Here is a 16,071-nt window from a genome sequence, read left to right as displayed (position 1 = left end):
TTCCGGCTCCGGGCACCATCTTTTCTTTGGTTTTCTATATCAAGCTGTAATTACTTTTTTAAAGTGCCTGCTGGCCGTTAGAAGCCGACAAAAGCCCTCTTGCTATAAATCAATGCAATAAATATAAATTTATGTGACTGTCATCTTAAGCATTTTCCTTTGCTGGTTCGATTTTAAAGGATTAGGTCGTTTTCGCTAAACGGACTTATTTAAAAATCGGGGTAAAACCAATGAGCCCTCAAAATGTTTTCTCACATATCAATGGACCGGTCGTTTTCTTTGTATGGAACCCTTATGAGGATTGGTCTGTCCGTTATGTCTCAGATAATGTTCAGTGTTTTGGTTACCGCTCCGCTGATTTCATAAATGGCGCAGTTAAGTATTCAGATCTAATTCACCCTGATGATTTACTCAGGGTAAAAGAAGGTAATAAACGTCTTCTTCAGGAAGGTGGTCAGAGCTTTGAGCAGGAGTATCGCGTAAAAAATCAAACGGGTGAGTATTGCTGGGTTGTTGATAGGAGCGTACTGATTGATTTACATGGAGATGAGCCTTGCTGGATTCATGGGTATATTGTTGATGTTACAGAGCAAAAAGCGTCTGGGCTAAATAACTATGCGGCTGAAGATATTTATAAACTGCTTTTTGAGCGTAGCAAAGCTGTTCAGCTCATCATTGATTTTGATACTAGGTTCATCATTGATGCTAATGCAGCAGCGCTGGCATATTATGGTTATAGCTTAGGTGAATTAAAAAACTTAAAAATCACAGACATAAACACATTATCTGCTGATCGGTTTCAAATTGAAGTAGAAAACGCCAAGCGTGATAAGAAGAGCTTTTTTGATTTTCAACATCAGTTAAAAAACGGTGAAATACGTGATGTAGCTGTGCTCTGTGGTTCGTTTAGGTCCAAAGGTAAAGAGTTTTTACATTCAATCGTTAATGATGTTACCGCTCAAAAAAAGGCTGAACGTGAGTTGCAACAAAGCGAGGCTATGCTTCGCTCATTCATCTCCACTACAACCGATGGGTTTATCACGCTTGATAGATCTCTTTTTATTACTGATACCAATCAAGCGTTTTGCAAAATGCTGGGTTATTCTGGCGGCCGTCTTCTCGGTAGATCTATTTATTCCCTTCTCTCGTTCCCAGATACTCGTTTGATTAATACCTTATCGGCGACGTTGCACTCGAATAATAACTGGAGTTTGGGGGCTGCTCTAAAGAGAAAAGGTGGTGGGGTTGTTTACGTGCAGTTTTCAGGAGGAACTATTGTTGATGGTTCGGGTGTTTTTGCATTTATTACAGATATATCTGTGCAAAAAAAATCTGAGATGGCACTGAAAAAACTTTCGTTAGCCGTTGAGCATGCGGGCAGCTCAATCATGATAACCAACAAGCAGGGAGTGGTTGAGTATGTGAACCCAAGTTTTTGTCAAACGACGGGTTACGAATCATCCGAAGTAATAGGGAAAACACCCTCGCTTATTAGTACTGGGCATACGCCCTCTCAAACGCATCGTGACTTGTGGGAAACTATTTTGTCGGGAGATGATTGGCGAGGAGAGACTTACAACAGAACAAAAACAGGAGAGTGCTATTGGTCTTTCATGTCAATCTCGTCAATTTGCGATGAATACGGTGAAATTACTCATTTTGTTAGTGTGAGTGAAGACATGACGGAGCAGAAAGAGGTACAACATAAGCTTGAGCAATTGGCGTTGTATGACCCTTTAACGGGGTTGGCAAATCGTAGATTGTTTTATGATCGCTTAGCGCAGGCTAGAGCTGTTTGTTTACGCTCTTCTGCATCAGTACTGACTTTAATTATGTTAGATCTTGATAAATTCAAATTAATTAATGACACCCTAGGGCATGATGCTGGCGATGAACTGCTGAAAACTATCTCTAAAAGATTGGAGTTATGTGTACGAAAAACCGATACGGTTGCACGTATAGGAGGCGATGAGTTTACGATTATTATACAAAGTGCGAACGGACGCGAGTGTATAAAAAAAATCGCAAATCAGATTTTGCAGTCGATTAGAGCGCCGGTGCTCATCGCTAATCAGCATGTAGAGGTTACTTGTAGCTTAGGAATTAGTTTGTTCTCGCTAGAGAGAGGGGACTCAGGGGATGTTATTAAAAATGCTGATCTTGCTTTGTATAAGGCTAAAAAAGAAGGCGGTGATAATTATCAGGTTTTTTTGAATGAGTTTGAATGCGATGGTGTTGGAAGTGGCGACTAAAATATCCTGAGTTATTTTGCGGGATGATTCATGAAGTAGTGAAGATGAGTAGGCTGGCTCTATTATTATTTTAGTTGCCATAGAGGTGTGATTGTTACAGGTTTTATCATTGATTGGTGGGTATCGAACTTAATAAGATACGTCTTTTTGCTATTGGGCGGGCTCTAAAAGCCCTGTTAGAGCGGAACTTTTCTATCCTGCTGGTTTCTTTAGTAATGCAGGTGTGTCGTATATTGTGCATTTGCGTAATATATTTGCAGTCAAGGGTGGGATTTGTTTCCTGGTGCTGGCGCAATTTGGTAAAGTAGCCGTCCTGAATTCTTCACTTGTTGAATAATTGCTCTGTGGCCCTGATTGACGGCAAATGCTGCGGAGTATAGTAATGTGCCGATTTTGTAAATTAGGATTGCTGAATGGCAGATGTTTGTTTTCAGATGAAAGGCACCGCGGTAACAGCGGTTGTGATGGATCTTTATCATTACTCTTCGGTTGAATTTTTTGAGCAGTTGAAGCAAAAAATTGATTCAGCTCCACAGTTTTTTAATGCATCTCCGCTGGTTCTTAACTTATCTCAATACGATGGTGTTTTGCAGGCTGAGCAACTCGTTCAGGTTGTATCATCGTGTAGGGAGTTAGGGTTGCAGCCTATGGCGTGCAAAGCAGTACCTGATAAGTTGCTAAGTGCTGTGCGGCAAATAGGGATGGCTTCATTGCCTGCATCAAATGCAAGATCTACTGAAATCCAATCTAAGCCTGTTGAAAAAGCAGAGGTTTTGTTGGAGCCCGTTGCGTTTCGGCCTAGTAAAGTTATTACTAAACCCGTTCGGTCGGGTCAGCAGGTGTACGCTGAAGGGGCTGACTTGATACTAATGGCCGCGGTGAGTGAAGGGGCAGAGGTACTGGCTGACGGGCATATCCATGTTTACGGACCCTTACGAGGCCGGGCGTTAGCGGGTGTGAAAGGAGACGCGGAGGCGCGTATTTTTTGTCGTCAGATGGAAGCTGAATTAGTGTCTGTTGCAGGATATTTTATATTAAACGATAAGCTTCGTGAGCAATGTTGGAAACAACCCGCGCATGTGTTTTTAGAAGGTGAGTCCATTCAGGTTGCAGCTATATAGAAAAATGCTGTGGTATGGATCCGCTAAATCAGGTAATTAAGGAATAAAAGTGGCTAAAATTATTGTAGTGACCTCCGGTAAAGGTGGAGTAGGAAAAACAACGACAAGTGCTGCTATTGCTACCGGATTAGCTCTGCGTGGCTTTAAAACGGTTGTAATCGATTTTGATGTGGGTTTGCGTAACCTAGATCTAATCATGGGGTGTGAGCGACGAGTCGTTTATGACTTTGTTAATGTTATCAATAAAGAAGCAAGCTTAAATCAAGCGCTGATCAAAGATAAGCGCACACCAGGTCTGTTTATTTTGCCAGCATCGCAAACGCGTGATAAGGACGCTTTGTCGATGGAGGGTGTGCAGGACGTTTTAAATGAATTAGCTAAAGATTTTGAGTATATCATTTGCGACTCTCCCGCAGGTATTGAGCAAGGTGCTCAGATGGCGTTGTATTTTGCTGACGAAGCAATCGTTGTCACTAATCCTGAGGTGTCGTCTGTACGTGACTCTGACCGTATTCTAGGTATTTTGCAGAGTAAGTCTTTAAAAGCTGAGCAAGGTGGTACGGTTAAAGAGCATTTGCTATTAACCCGATATAATCCTGAGCGTGTTGCAGCAGCGGAAATGTTAAGCGTTGCTGATGTCGAAGATATTTTGGCGGTTCCTTTGTTGGGTGTTATTCCTGAGTCTGAAGCTGTACTTAAAGCTTCTAACCAAGGGGCTCCTGTTATCTTGGATCAAGACTCAGAAGCAGGCCAGGCGTACCTAGATGCAGTATCTCGTTTGCTAGGCGAAGAAGTGGAACATCGCTTTCTTGAGGTGCAGAAAATAGGCTTTCTAAAGCGTTTGTTAGGAGGTAAAAAGTGAGTATTTTTAACTATTTTCTGAAAAAAGAGAAAAAGACATCAGCATCGGTCGCAAAGGAGCGTCTTCAGATTATTGTTGCGCATGAGCGAACTAAGCGTCAGCAGCCTGATTATTTGCCGTTAATGCAGCAGGAAATAATTGATGTGATTCGTAAATATGTGAATATTGAAAAAGATCAGGTTTCAGTGCAATTGGATAATAGTGATGATTGTTCGGTGCTGGAGTTGAATATCACATTGCCGGAGTAGTGGCTACTTTGTAGTTGCTTGGTGAAAATATAAGCAGTGACGAAATTTTCAGTAGTGTTGATGCTACTGTTAATTTCGCTGTTTAAGCGTAGGAGAAAGTAGTGACTCAGTTTCGTCCTTGTATCGATTTGCATCAGGGTAAGGTTAAACAAATTGTTGGTGGGAGTCTGAATGAAGAGGGGGCCACAACAAATTTTGTAAGTGCTTATGATGCTGCATATTATGCGCGTTTATATCGAGAGCATAATCTTACAGGCGGACATGTTATTGCTCTCGGTTCTGGCAATAAGGAGCAGGCATTATTGGCGCTGAGTGCCTGGCCTAATGGGTTGCAGTTTGGCGGTGGTGTGAATAAAGAAAATGCTGCCGAATTTCTTAACGCAGGTGCTTCTCATGTAATTGTGACCTCGTACCTTTTTGATAAAGGGCGTTTTTCTTGGGAGCGTCTTGAAGAAATTAAAGCTGAAACAGGGACACATAAACTTGTTTTGGATTTGAGTTGTCGGCGTACAAATTCTGGCTGGAATATAGCAACGGATCGCTGGCAAACGGTGACAGAAACAAGCATAAACCTTGATACATTACGTGAGTTAGAAAAGCATTGTGCTGAGTTTTTAATTCACGCTGCTGATGTTGAAGGTTTACAGGCAGGTATCGATAAAGACTTGGTAAGGTTGCTTGGTGAAATAGCTACTATTCCCGTTACTTACGCAGGTGGAGCGCGTTCTATGGAGGACTTGCAGCAAGTTAGTTCTTTATCCGACGGGAAGGTTGATTTGACAATTGGTAGTGCGCTGGATGTATTCGGTGGTTCTGGTGTTACGTTAAAATCGTGTATTGATTGGAATAAAAACACTAAGCCCTAAAGTTGTACTGTTAGCCTAGACTAGCTGGTTTTTCTGCAGCACTCGATAAATCTTTCGGCTGGTCTTGGCTAGTTTGTCAATATCTCCTAGGCCTGGCTTTTCTCCTTGTTGTAGTCGCTGCTCCCACTCTCCAATTTCTATATCGAGAAAATCAATTAACTTTTTCGAACACCCTGTACAAATGCCAGAACACAAGTCGCTAACAGGAAGCTCAAAAGGAATAGTGAAGCGTACTTCTTCAATGAGTGCTTCCATGGCGGTTGTTGCGTTCGGTTTCATTAGTTTCTCCATATTTCGCTGTGCTTATTTTAAAGTATTTGTTCGTATCAACATTGATATAAAGCAGTTTTAGAAAAGGATTTTTTATTTATTCCTATTTGGAATCCAAACTATAAAAATTATGAATTTGTATAATTTATGGTGCTCTATTACGATAGCAGTATATTAAAGTTGCACGTTAAGAAAAGAGCATGCACAACTGAGTTCTAGTTAGCCTTTAGCTGATTTAGAAGAGATTATAGCCAGATACAGGAGAGGGTTCTGATGGCAGGTAAGACATTATATGACAAGTTATGGGATCAGCATCTTGTTCGTCAAAATGAAGACGGTAGTGCGTTAATTTATATCGATCGCCAGATCCTTCACGAAGTCACATCGCCTCAAGCATTTGAAGGCTTGCGTATTGCAGGAAGAAAGCTGTGGCGTATTGACGCTAACTTGGCTACGCCAGATCATAACGTACCCACGACAGAGCGGTCAGGAGGCGTTGATTTGATTGTCGATCCAGTGTCACGCATTCAAGTACAAACGCTGGATGACAACTGTGATGATTTTGGTGTTGTCGAATTTAAAATGAATGATAACCGCCAAGGTATTGTTCATGTGGTTGGCCCTGAACAAGGGATGACTCTTCCGGGCTCTACTGTTGTTTGTGGAGACTCTCATACTTCGACGCATGGTGCGTTTGGCGCTTTAGCGCATGGGATAGGTACGTCTGAAGTTGAGCATGTAATGGCAACACAGTGCCTCATTGCTAAAAAAATGAAAAACATGTTGGTACGCGTAGACGGTGAGCTGGGTGTAGGCGTAACAGCAAAAGATGTTGTCTTGCATATCATCGGTGTTATCGGAACAGCGGGTGGTAATGGTTCTGCGATTGAGTTTGGTGGCGAGGCAATTCGTAGTATCTCGATGGAAGGTCGGATGACGATATGCAATATGGCGATTGAGGCAGGTGCAAGAGTAGGCATTGTGGCTGTTGATCAAACGACAATTGATTACTTTAAAGGGCGTCCGTTCTCGCCGACAGATGCTCAATGGGATGCAGCAGCGTCCGCATGGAAAACGCTCGTATCAGATGATGATGCAGAGTTTGATAAAGTCGTTGTTATCAAAGCAGAAGAGATTATTCCTCAGGTAACGTGGGGAACATCTCCTGAAATGGTTGTCAGCGTGAGTGATACAGTGCCTAACCCTGATAAGGAACTCGACCCAACTAAAGCTGATGGTATTCGTCGTGCCTTGCAATATATGGGACTGAATGCGGACCAGAAAATAACAGATATTCAGTTGAATCGTGTTTTTATTGGTTCTTGTACAAATTCTCGTATTGAAGATTTACGAGCAGCGGCGGCTGTTGTGAAAGGACGTCAGGTTGCTTCAACAATCAAGCAAGCGCTCGTTGTTCCTGGTTCTGGCTTGGTTAAAGCGCAAGCAGAGAAAGAAGGATTGGATAAAATATTTGTAGAAGCTGGTTTGGAATGGCGTGAGCCAGGCTGTTCTATGTGTTTGGCAATGAACCCTGATAAGTTGGGGAGTGGTGAGCACTGTGCGTCTACTAGTAACCGTAACTTTGAAGGGCGCCAAGGTTTTGGTGGGCGTACGCACCTTGTGAGTCCTGCAATGGCAGCAGCGGCGGCTGTTACTGGACACTTTGTTGATGTTCGTGAGTTGATGAGCAATTAAGGTCGCAGTGGCTTACTAGAGAAGGAAGAATATAATGAAAAGTTTTACTAAAGTAACGGGTGTAGCTGCGCCATTGGATCGTGCCAACGTTGATACGGATATGATCATTCCTAAGCAGTTTTTGAAATCCATCAAACGTTCAGGTTTTGGTCCAAACTTGTTTGATGAGTTACGCTATTTAGATGAAGGGCAGCCAGATCAGGATTGCGTAGGTAGGCCGTTAAATACTGAATTTGTATTGAATCTAGATCGATACCAAGGCGCAACTGTGTTACTAGCACGTGAAAATTTTGGCTGTGGTTCAAGCCGCGAGCATGCGCCATGGGCATTGGATGATTTTGGCATTCGCTGCGTTATAGCGCCTAGTTTTGCTGATATATTTTATAATAATTGCTTTAAAAATGGCTTGTTACCTATCATTCTTAGTGATGGGCAGGTTGATCAGTTATTTGTCGAAGTAGAAGCTGTTGAAGGGTATCAGTTGGCCGTTGATCTGAAAAATCAAAAGGTGATTACACCAAGCGGTGCTGAAATGGAATTTGAAGTGGACGCTTTTCGTAAGCATTGTTTGCTAAACGGTTTGGATGATATTGGCTTGACGCTTGAAAATGCAGCAGATATCAAAGCGTACGAAACGCGACGTCGCCAGGAAGCACCATGGCTGTTTGACGCCATCAAGTAATAGAAGTAGATAAGTTAAGGATTTTGCAATGAGTAAAAGTGTTCTGATTCTGCCAGGTGATGGCATTGGCCCTGAAATTGTAGAGCAGGCAAAACGTGTTTTAGAACTGGTGAATGTTAAGTTTTCACTTGGTCTTGAGTTTTCTGAAGCGCTCATAGGTGGTGCGGCTATTGATGCAGATGGTGTTCCTTTACCTGAATCAACGTTGGATGCAGCTAAAAAAGCTGATGCTATTCTTCTTGGTGCTGTTGGTGGGCCAAAATGGGATGCTATCCCTGATTTTCAAATTCGCCCAGAAAAAGGTTTGTTGGGCATTCGTTCCAATTTGGGTTTATTCGGGAATCTGCGCCCCGCGATTCTTTACCCTCAATTGGCGCATGCTTCTTCGCTGAAGCCTGAAATTGTATCAGGCTTGGATATTTTGATTGTTCGTGAGCTGACAGGGGGGATTTATTTTGGCCAGCCTCGCGGCGTACGTATCAAAGAAGGTGGCGTTCGTGAGGGATATAATACTTATGTGTACGATGAAAATGAAATTCGTCGTATTGGTCGAGTAGCATTTGAAGCAGCACGTCAGCGCGACAAGAAGTTGTGTTCTGTTGATAAAGCCAATGTGCTAGAAGTGACTGTGCTTTGGCGTGAGATTATGGAAGAGCTCTCTAAGGAATATCCGGATGTTGAGCTAAGTCATATGTACGTAGACAATGCGGCAATGCAGTTGGTTCGCGCACCAAAACAGTTCGATGTTATGGTTACGGGTAATATGTTTGGTGATATATTGTCAGACGCAGCTGCAATGTTGACTGGATCCATCGGCATGTTGCCTTCTGCTTCTTTGGATGTGGATGGTAAGGGAATGTATGAGCCATGCCATGGCTCTGCCCCGGATATTGCAGGCCAAGGTAAAGCAAACCCATTGGCAACGATTCTTTCTGCCGCTATGATGTTACGTTATTCACTCGATCAAGGTGATGCTGCAGATAAAATCGAGGCTGCTGTTAGTCAGGTTTTAGATCAGAATTTACGTACTGCAGATATAATGTCTGATGGCATGACCGCTGTTAGCACTGCTCAGATGGGTGATGCGGTTGTTGCTGCGCTTAACGGATAGTTTTTAACGTTGACAAGAGTGTGACGTGTAGTGGTCGACTTCCTCGGAAGTCGGCTTTTGTGTTTATGTACTTTGTTTATTTAATTGGGGATACCAATGAAACGTGTAGGTTTTGTCGGTTGGCGCGGAATGGTTGGTTCTGTGCTGATGCAACGCATGATGGAAGAGCGTGATTTCGATTTTATCGATGAGCCCGTCTTTTTTACTACTTCTCAAGTCGGTGGAGCGGGCCCGGATGTCGGTAAACCGATTCCGGCACTTAAAGACGCTACTGATATTGAAGAACTAAAAACGATGGACGCTATTATTTCCTGTCAGGGCGGCGACTACACGAAAGAAGTGTTCTCAAAGCTACGTGAATCGGGTTGGCAGGGTTACTGGATTGATGCAGCTTCTTCATTGCGCATGGCTGATGACAGTATCATTGTATTAGACCCTGTGAATCGCCAAGTTATCGATAAAGGGTTGGCTGCAGGTGTTAAGAATTTCATAGGTGGTAACTGTACTGTCTCTTTGATGCTGATGGGCTTGGGTGGTTTATTTAAGTCTGGTCAGATTGAATGGCTAACGTCTATGACCTATCAAGCAGCTTCCGGTGGTGGAGCGCGCCACATGCGTGAGTTGATCAGCCAGATGGGAGTGATTCATAACTCTGTTGCAGATCAAGTAAACGTCAATGGTGCCATTTTAGATATTGATAAGCGTGTTGCTGAAACTATTCGTGGCACAAGCATGCCCGTAGACAACTTTGGTGTGCCGCTAGCTGGCAGTTTGATTCCTTGGATCGATGTGGCGTTGGAAAACGGACAAAGCAAAGAAGAATGGAAGGGGTTTGTTGAAACCAACAAAATTCTTGGCCGTTCTGAAAGCCCTATTCCAATTGATGGAACGTGTGTACGTATAGGTGCGATGCGCTGCCACAGCCAAGCATTTACTATTAAGCTAAAGCAAAATATCCCGATGGATGAAGTTGAGGCAATGATTGCTGAAGCAAATGATTGGGTGAAAGTTGTACCTAATTCGCGTGATATTACAGCAGCGGAGTTAACGCCCGCGAAAGTAACCGGCACATTGAGTGTTCCTGTCGGCCGTTTGCGTAAGATGAATATGGGTGGCCAATATTTGAATGCGTTCAGTGTCGGTGATCAGCTGTTATGGGGAGCGGCAGAGCCGTTACGTCGTATGTTGCGGATCTTGCTTGAACAAGCCTGATAATATTTTGTTTAGTTTATAGTAGCCCGACATTGTTCGGGCTGTTTTGTTTTGAGGGTAAGATGGATAGACAGTTTAATATCGCAGTAGTGGGTGCAACGGGGCTGGTAGGTGAGAATATCCTGAGCATACTTGAAGAGAGAGCTTTTCCAATAGGCGATCTATATCTTTTAGCGAGCGAGCGTACTATTGGTACGAAAATATCGTTTAAAGGAGAAACTGTAAAAGTCCAAAATATTGTTGATTTTGATTTCAGCCAAGTACAAATCGCTTTTTTTGCCGCTCCTGAAGATATCGCCACTCAGTATGCGCCAATTGCTGCTGATGCGGGTTGTGTTGTTATCGATACTAGCGCTGCTTTTTGTAATGATCCTGATGTTCCATTGGTGGTTCCTGAAGTTAACGCCTATAGAATTGCTGATTTTTCCATTCGGAACATGATCAGTATTCCAGATGCTTCGATTACACAGATGTTGATGGTTTTGGCACCAATTCATCGTTCTGTTGGTATTGAAAGTATCACGGTGTCTACGTACCAAGCTGTTTCTGGTGCGGGTCGAAAAGGCGTGGGCGAGTTAGCAAAGCAAACAACGCAATTACTGAATGCAAGGGAGATTGAAGCACATGTATTCAGCAAGCAAATTGCATTCAATGTAATTCCACAAACGAGCGGTTTTCTGGAAAACGGCTATACTCAGGAAGAGATGAACTTAGTATGGGGGGCGCAAAAAATTCTTGATGATGCTTCCGTTCGAGTTAACCCTACCTGTGTTCGTGTTCCTGTATTCTTTGGCCATAGTGAATCTGTCTCAATAGAGACACAAGCTTATATCAGTGCTGAAGAAGTGGTAGAAACGTTACAAGCAATAGAAGGTATTGAAGTAATTGGTCGAAATTCTGAAGTGGATTTTGCTTCGCCAGTGACGGACGCTGCTGGTAGTGATGCTGTATATGTGAGTCGCATCAGAGAAGACTTATATGGGCATCAGAGTTTAAGTTTATGGATTACGGCCGATAATGTTAAAAAAGGTTCTGCTTTGAATGCAGTACAAGTTGCTGAATTAGTAGTAAATGACTACCTATAAAGGCACTAAATAAGAGGTATAACTGAGAAATATGGGTGTAAATGAAAAAAATACACTCTTATTGCCTCAGTTTCTTGACCGATTGCTACTTTTTAACAATACTTTGAACAAACATCGGATCGGCAACTTGCTGATTATGCAAGAAATAATCGGTAAGTAACTTAAGGAAAATAAAATGCTGCGCAAACTTGCTTTAAGTCTGGCTGTTGCAGGTGCTCTTGTATCAACGCAGGTAAACGCGTTAGGGCTTGGTGATATTAAGATTAAATCAGCTCTAAATGAGCCTCTAAGTGCAGAGATAAAACTGCATCAGATACGAGATTTAAACCCTTTACAGATACGGCCAAGAATGGCCAACCAGGATGAATTTGCACTAGCAGGCCTAAGCCAGCAAAGGGCTCTGTCTGATATTCGCTTTCAGGTGAAAGTTAACCCAAACGGTACCGGTGTTATACTTTTAACCTCCAGAGAGCCGGTAAAAGAGCCGTTTATAAATTTTTTGGTGGAAGTTAATTGGCCTAGCGGTAGGTTGGTAAGAGAATACACACTTTTATTAGACCCTCCTGTTTTTGATCCATCGCCCACTCAGAAAATAGTAGCGCCGGCAGTATCTACTCCAATAAATACGCGTTCGAGCACGCAGGTAAATACGCCTTCAACTCGCCAAACGGAAAGCGCTTCCAACATTCGATCGCGAGCGGACAAGAAAACCCAAGCATATGTAGATGTACAGGATACTTTGTGGGGATTAGCGATTGAAAATCGTGTTGCTCCAGATGTGTCGTCTTACCAAATGATGGTGGCGATGCATAAAAAGAACCCTCAAGCGTTTCCTGATGGAAATATCAACAACCTGAAAGCGGGTGTTGTTATTAATCTCCCTACAGAAGCTGAGGCGCGTGCTGTCAGTTCCGCGCAAGCGGCAGTAGAGGTTCATCGGCAAACAGCCTTGTGGAAGCAAGGAGGGGCTCCTGCACAGGATAAAGCTCCCATTGATGGATCGAAAAAAAGTTTAAAGAGTGAAGCCGCAGAGTCTCAAGAAACTAACGATGCAGATGCTGGTCAGTTAAAAGTTGTGACGCCTGCTGAGTCAGTAAATAAAGATGATGCGGCAGTCGATGGTCAAAATAGTCAAACTAAAGATCTCGATAAGCAACAGCTTATTGAGAAAAATGAGTCATTAGAAAACCAGCTGGCTGTTTCGATGGAGTCAATAGACCGACTGGAACGGGACAACGTAGATCTAAATGATAAATTGGATGCTATTCAGGAGCAATTAGACTCATTACAGAGGCTGATTCAGCTGAAAGATCAGCAACTAGCTACATTGCAAAGTGAAGTTAGTAAACCCCCTTTACCTGTTACGCCACCACCACCGCCACCACCAGAAAAAAGCCTCATAGACAAAATACTTCAGGCGCCTGAGTACCTTGCGGGTATTGGTGGAGGGCTTATCGCTGTGCTTGCTGGCTTGTGGTTAATGATGCGGCGCAAGAAAAAAGCAGAAGATGCGGTTGAGGAAGAAGAGTTTTTCAATGCTGTTGATCTTGATGAGAGTAGTGATCTTGATGAAGAGTCTCAGCTTGCTGAACTCGAAGAGGCTTCAGATGATTTGGCTGAAGCAGCTGCTGAAGCTGCCTCCGACGAGCGTAGTGAGAATGTCGCTTCAGGTGAGTTTGATTTAAATGATGATCTTGATGATCTTGATGATCTGAATTTAGATATGGATCTAGATTTAGATGATTCGTTTGATGATGATCTTGATGTAATGGCAATAGAAGATGCTATTGACGACAACTCTGCTGATTCAGATGAGAGTGATATAGATGATGGTGATGATTTGTTGGGCTCAATTTTGGATGAGTCTGATGATGATGAGTTTGATCTTGGGTTAGATGAGTTGGCTGATATGGATAGCGCCACTGATCTTGACTTGGAAGAGCAAGAGCCCGCAGAGTCTTCAAGCGATGATGAATTTGAATTAGGCGAGCTTTCGGATAGTGCGTTAGCGGCTGACACTGCTTTAGATGACTTGTTAGCTGAAGATAGTGCTGAGGAAGAGGCGATAGAGAAAGCCCGTTCAGGCCTAGGAATGGTTGATTCAGTTTCACAAGATGATGAAATTGACGAAACGCTCGAGTCGTTGGGGCTAGGTGAGTTGGATGATGAGCTGGTAACTGCTGATGAGCCAGCTGACGAAGAAGATGATGATCTTGAGTTCAATCTAAGTGATGTTGAGCCGGACGAGCCAAGCCAAGAAATGAAAGATCTAGAAAGTGAGCTAGATGAGCTTGATTTTGAATTAGATAATCTTGACCTAGATATGTCTGAAGAGACAGCAAAATCGGGTGCGGCGCTTGAGTTAAATGAGAGCGATTTGGATCTTGAGACTGACTTGATGGCAGATTTAGATTCTCTTCTAGAAGACGACGCCCAGGAAGAAGTCGCGGATACATCAAGCAGTAACGACAGTGGTATTGCTGAAACACTGGCCTCTTTGGATGAAGAGTCAGCAAGTGTTGATGATTTAGATGACTTCGGTGATTTAGATGATGTATTAGGATTTGAGGAAGAGGATGTTGTTGGTGAAGAGCCTATAGTTGAAGAGGCGGCGACACTTCTTGATCAAGATATTGTTGAAGCTGATGACTTTTCAGAGGATGCCGCTGATTTATTGGATGATTTAGAACCGCAGGAATCAGATTCCTCTGAGTCTAATGATGAGCCGATGGACTTGGCTGGGTTTGATCTAGATGATCTTAGTGGCGATGATTCGTTAAATGAATTGCCGGGCACGCCTTCTGATGAAGAAGTTACTCGTGAATTAACCTCAAATATTGAACATGATTTAGATGCTGAGCTTGATGATGAGCTAGAAGCGCTGCTCAATAGTACTGATAATGACATTGCTCTTGAAGAATCCTTGTCTGATGATGAACCGTCTCTTGATGCCTTAGGCTTCTTGGATGGGGCTGATGAAGTTGAAACAAAACTTGATTTGGCTAGAGCTTACATTGATATGGATGATGTTGAAGGTGCTAAAGATATCCTTGAAGAGATAGCTCAAGAAGGTAATGACTCGCAGAAAGCTGAAGCTACAGAGTTGTTAGGGGGGCTTGTTTGACGCAAGACGCCATACAGCTAAACAGTGAAAAAGGGGCGGCTTCGGTCGCCCCTTATCGGTATGCGCTTTGTGTAGAGTACGCGGGAGCCGGTTACAATGGTTGGCAGATTCAAAAGAATGATGAGGTTCCTACTATTCAGGGGCATATTCAAAAAGCGCTTTCTGTTGTTGCTAATGAACCTGTATCTGTAGTTTGTGCAGGTAGAACAGATACGGGTGTAAGCGGTACTTATCAAATAATCCATTTTGATACTCACGCTAAACGAGAACAGCGTGCATGGGTATTGGGTGGAAATAGCAACTTGCCTGATGATATTGCTATTCGTTGGGCTGTTCCTGTTGATGACACATTTCATGCGCGGTTTAGCGCTCAGGAGCGGCGCTATCGTTATTTAATCTACAGCACTAGAATCAAGCCTGCATTGCTCTCCAAAGGTGTTACATGGACTTATAAGCCATTAGATATTGATAGAATGCGGGAAGCCGGTGCCTATTTGGTGGGTCGGCATGACTTTTCTTCGTATCGAGCCGTTGCGTGCCAAGCAAATAGCCCGGTAAGAGATGTAAAAGCATTAAATGTTTATCGCTCAGGTAAGCTAATTGTTATTGATGTACAGGCAAATGCGTTTTTGCATCATATGATTAGAAATATAGCTGGCGTGCTTATGAGTATTGGAGCCGGTGAGGCCGAGCCTATATGGGCGCAGCAAGTTTTGGAAGCAAGAAATCGTTGTGCAGGAGGAATAACTGCACCTCCATCAGGTTTATATTTTGTTGATGTGCAATACCCGCAAAGCTATTCATTACCTAAATCTGAACTAGGTCCCTATTTCCTTAATATTACTGGCTAACGTTGAGCCGCTAGTTCTGTTAGAATTCCCTCTTTGCCTAATCATATATCGACTAAATCATGGCAGCACGCGTAAAAATTTGCGGCATCACTCGAATCGAAGACGCGCTAATAGCGATAGCCGCTGGAGCGCATTCTTTGGGCTTTGTTTTTTATAAGCCTAGTCCACGATATGTTGAGCCTTCTGTTGCTGCGAATATCATTTCACTACTTCCGCCTTTTATCACGAGTACTGCGCTTTTTGTTGATGAAGAGCCGGTCGTTATTAACGAAACACTATTGCTTTCAAAAGTCGATCTCCTACAGTTTCACGGTAAAGAAACGCCAGAATTTTGTGAACAGTTTGATCGCCCATATATAAAAGCACTACGAATGAAACCGGGTCTTGATTTAATGCATCAAGCTGAGATTTACTCTTCGTCCCGTGCTATTTTGCTTGATGCATATAAGGCGGGGGTGCCGGGAGGGACGGGTGAATCTTTTGAGTGGGATCGTATACCTCGGTCCATGCGTTCTAGTATTATTTTAGCGGGTGGTTTGTCTGCCGATAATGTTGCACAAGCAATAGAACAAGTAAAACCCTACGCTGTTGATGTGAGTGGCGGGGTAGAAGAGTCAGCGGGTCTTAAAGACGCGAATAAAATTAATTGTTTTTTTAAAGAGGTGGCACGTGCCAACAACAACTGAGCTGGC

14 protein-coding genes are annotated in these 16,071 nt (G+C 43.2%); 13 read left to right on the top strand and 1 reads right to left on the bottom strand.

Features of this window, described 5'->3' with window-relative positions:
* Positions 1-230: 230 nt before the first annotated feature.
* From QZZ55_RS14780 to hisA, 5 genes are all read left to right on the top strand, one after another.
* Positions 231-2,252 carry a PAS domain S-box protein gene (locus QZZ55_RS14780; RefSeq protein WP_293268138.1) on the top strand — a complete coding sequence of 674 codons (2,022 nt, stop codon included), beginning with the start codon at positions 231-233 and terminating at the stop codon, positions 2,250-2,252.
* Between the two features lie 413 nt (positions 2,253-2,665).
* The gene (gene minC / locus QZZ55_RS14775) at positions 2,666-3,373 is read left to right on the top strand and encodes a septum site-determining protein MinC (RefSeq protein ID WP_293268137.1); all 708 of its coding nucleotides are present in this window, start codon (positions 2,666-2,668) and stop codon (positions 3,371-3,373) included.
* A gap of 49 nt (positions 3,374-3,422) precedes the next feature.
* Positions 3,423-4,235, top strand: a complete 813-nt coding sequence (gene minD, locus QZZ55_RS14770; protein WP_293268136.1) for a septum site-determining protein MinD — start codon at positions 3,423-3,425, stop codon at positions 4,233-4,235.
* Positions 4,232-4,483 carry a cell division topological specificity factor MinE gene (gene minE, locus QZZ55_RS14765; protein WP_293268135.1) on the top strand — a complete coding sequence of 84 codons (252 nt, stop codon included), beginning with the start codon at positions 4,232-4,234 and terminating at the stop codon, positions 4,481-4,483. Before minD ends, minE begins: the two co-directional genes overlap by 4 nt.
* A gap of 101 nt (positions 4,484-4,584) precedes the next feature.
* Positions 4,585-5,349, top strand: a complete 765-nt coding sequence (gene hisA / locus QZZ55_RS14760) for a phosphoribosylformimino-5-aminoimidazole carboxamide ribotide isomerase (protein WP_293268134.1) — start codon at positions 4,585-4,587, stop codon at positions 5,347-5,349.
* 15 nt (positions 5,350-5,364) lie between these two features.
* Here the strand turns inward: hisA and QZZ55_RS14755 are convergent, their stop codons facing one another.
* Positions 5,365-5,628, bottom strand: a complete 264-nt coding sequence (locus QZZ55_RS14755) for a hypothetical protein (RefSeq protein WP_293268133.1) — start codon at positions 5,626-5,628, stop codon at positions 5,365-5,367.
* Between the two features lie 264 nt (positions 5,629-5,892).
* Between QZZ55_RS14755 and leuC the strand changes: the two genes are divergently transcribed.
* The 8 genes from leuC (at position 5,893) to QZZ55_RS14715 (ending at position 16,065) form a co-directional block, all read left to right on the top strand.
* Positions 5,893-7,314, top strand: coding sequence for a 3-isopropylmalate dehydratase large subunit (gene leuC, locus QZZ55_RS14750; protein WP_293268132.1), 1,422 nt, complete (start codon positions 5,893-5,895; stop codon positions 7,312-7,314).
* Positions 7,315-7,348: 34 nt separating this feature from the next.
* Entirely contained in the window at positions 7,349-7,996 is a 648-nt protein-coding gene (gene leuD / locus QZZ55_RS14745; RefSeq protein WP_293268131.1) for a 3-isopropylmalate dehydratase small subunit, read from the top strand.
* 28 nt (positions 7,997-8,024) lie between these two features.
* The gene (leuB, locus tag QZZ55_RS14740) at positions 8,025-9,107 is read left to right on the top strand and encodes a 3-isopropylmalate dehydrogenase (protein WP_293268130.1); all 1,083 of its coding nucleotides are present in this window, start codon (positions 8,025-8,027) and stop codon (positions 9,105-9,107) included.
* 96 nt (positions 9,108-9,203) lie between these two features.
* Positions 9,204-10,319 (top strand): aspartate-semialdehyde dehydrogenase, encoded by a 1,116-nt coding sequence (gene asd, locus QZZ55_RS14735; protein ID WP_293268129.1) that lies wholly within the window; start codon positions 9,204-9,206, stop codon positions 10,317-10,319.
* A gap of 62 nt (positions 10,320-10,381) precedes the next feature.
* On the top strand, positions 10,382-11,404 hold the full coding sequence (locus tag QZZ55_RS14730) for an aspartate-semialdehyde dehydrogenase (protein WP_293268128.1): 1,023 nt from the start codon (positions 10,382-10,384) through the stop codon (positions 11,402-11,404).
* A gap of 175 nt (positions 11,405-11,579) precedes the next feature.
* Entirely contained in the window at positions 11,580-14,528 is a 2,949-nt protein-coding gene (locus QZZ55_RS14725) for a FimV/HubP family polar landmark protein (protein WP_293268127.1), read from the top strand.
* On the top strand, positions 14,525-15,379 hold the full coding sequence (gene truA / locus QZZ55_RS14720) for a tRNA pseudouridine(38-40) synthase TruA (protein WP_293268126.1): 855 nt from the start codon (positions 14,525-14,527) through the stop codon (positions 15,377-15,379). The genes QZZ55_RS14725 and truA overlap by 4 nt, the downstream gene beginning before the upstream one ends.
* A gap of 59 nt (positions 15,380-15,438) precedes the next feature.
* Positions 15,439-16,065 carry a phosphoribosylanthranilate isomerase gene (locus QZZ55_RS14715; RefSeq protein WP_293268125.1) on the top strand — a complete coding sequence of 209 codons (627 nt, stop codon included), beginning with the start codon at positions 15,439-15,441 and terminating at the stop codon, positions 16,063-16,065.
* The last annotated feature ends 6 nt before the right edge of the window (positions 16,066-16,071 follow it).

The sequence above is a fragment of the Neptunomonas sp. genome, from assembly GCF_016744175.1.
Classification (GTDB): domain Bacteria; phylum Pseudomonadota; class Gammaproteobacteria; order Pseudomonadales; family Balneatricaceae; genus Neptunomonas.
This window is presented reverse-complemented; position numbering and strand designations above follow the sequence as displayed.

Bases quoted from the DNA above. Each gene is read 5' to 3' on its own strand.
- leuB (WP_293268130.1), top strand. From the start codon at position 8,025: ATGAGTAAAAGTGTTCTGATTCTGCCAGGTGATGGCATTGGCCCTGAA.
- QZZ55_RS14730 (WP_293268128.1), top strand. From the start codon at position 10,382: ATGGATAGACAGTTTAATATCGCAGTAGTGGGTGCAACGGGGCTGGTA.
- leuC (WP_293268132.1), top strand. From the start codon at position 5,893: ATGGCAGGTAAGACATTATATGACAAGTTATGGGATCAGCATCTTGTT.
- QZZ55_RS14715 (WP_293268125.1), top strand. From the start codon at position 15,439: ATGGCAGCACGCGTAAAAATTTGCGGCATCACTCGAATCGAAGACGCG.
- asd (WP_293268129.1), top strand. From the start codon at position 9,204: ATGAAACGTGTAGGTTTTGTCGGTTGGCGCGGAATGGTTGGTTCTGTG.
- minC (WP_293268137.1), top strand. From the start codon at position 2,666: ATGGCAGATGTTTGTTTTCAGATGAAAGGCACCGCGGTAACAGCGGTT.
- leuD (WP_293268131.1), top strand. From the start codon at position 7,349: ATGAAAAGTTTTACTAAAGTAACGGGTGTAGCTGCGCCATTGGATCGT.
- QZZ55_RS14755 (WP_293268133.1), bottom strand. From the start codon at position 5,628: ATGAAACCGAACGCAACAACCGCCATGGAAGCACTCATTGAAGAAGTA.
- QZZ55_RS14725 (WP_293268127.1), top strand. From the start codon at position 11,580: ATGCTGCGCAAACTTGCTTTAAGTCTGGCTGTTGCAGGTGCTCTTGTA.
- QZZ55_RS14780 (WP_293268138.1), top strand. From the start codon at position 231: ATGAGCCCTCAAAATGTTTTCTCACATATCAATGGACCGGTCGTTTTC.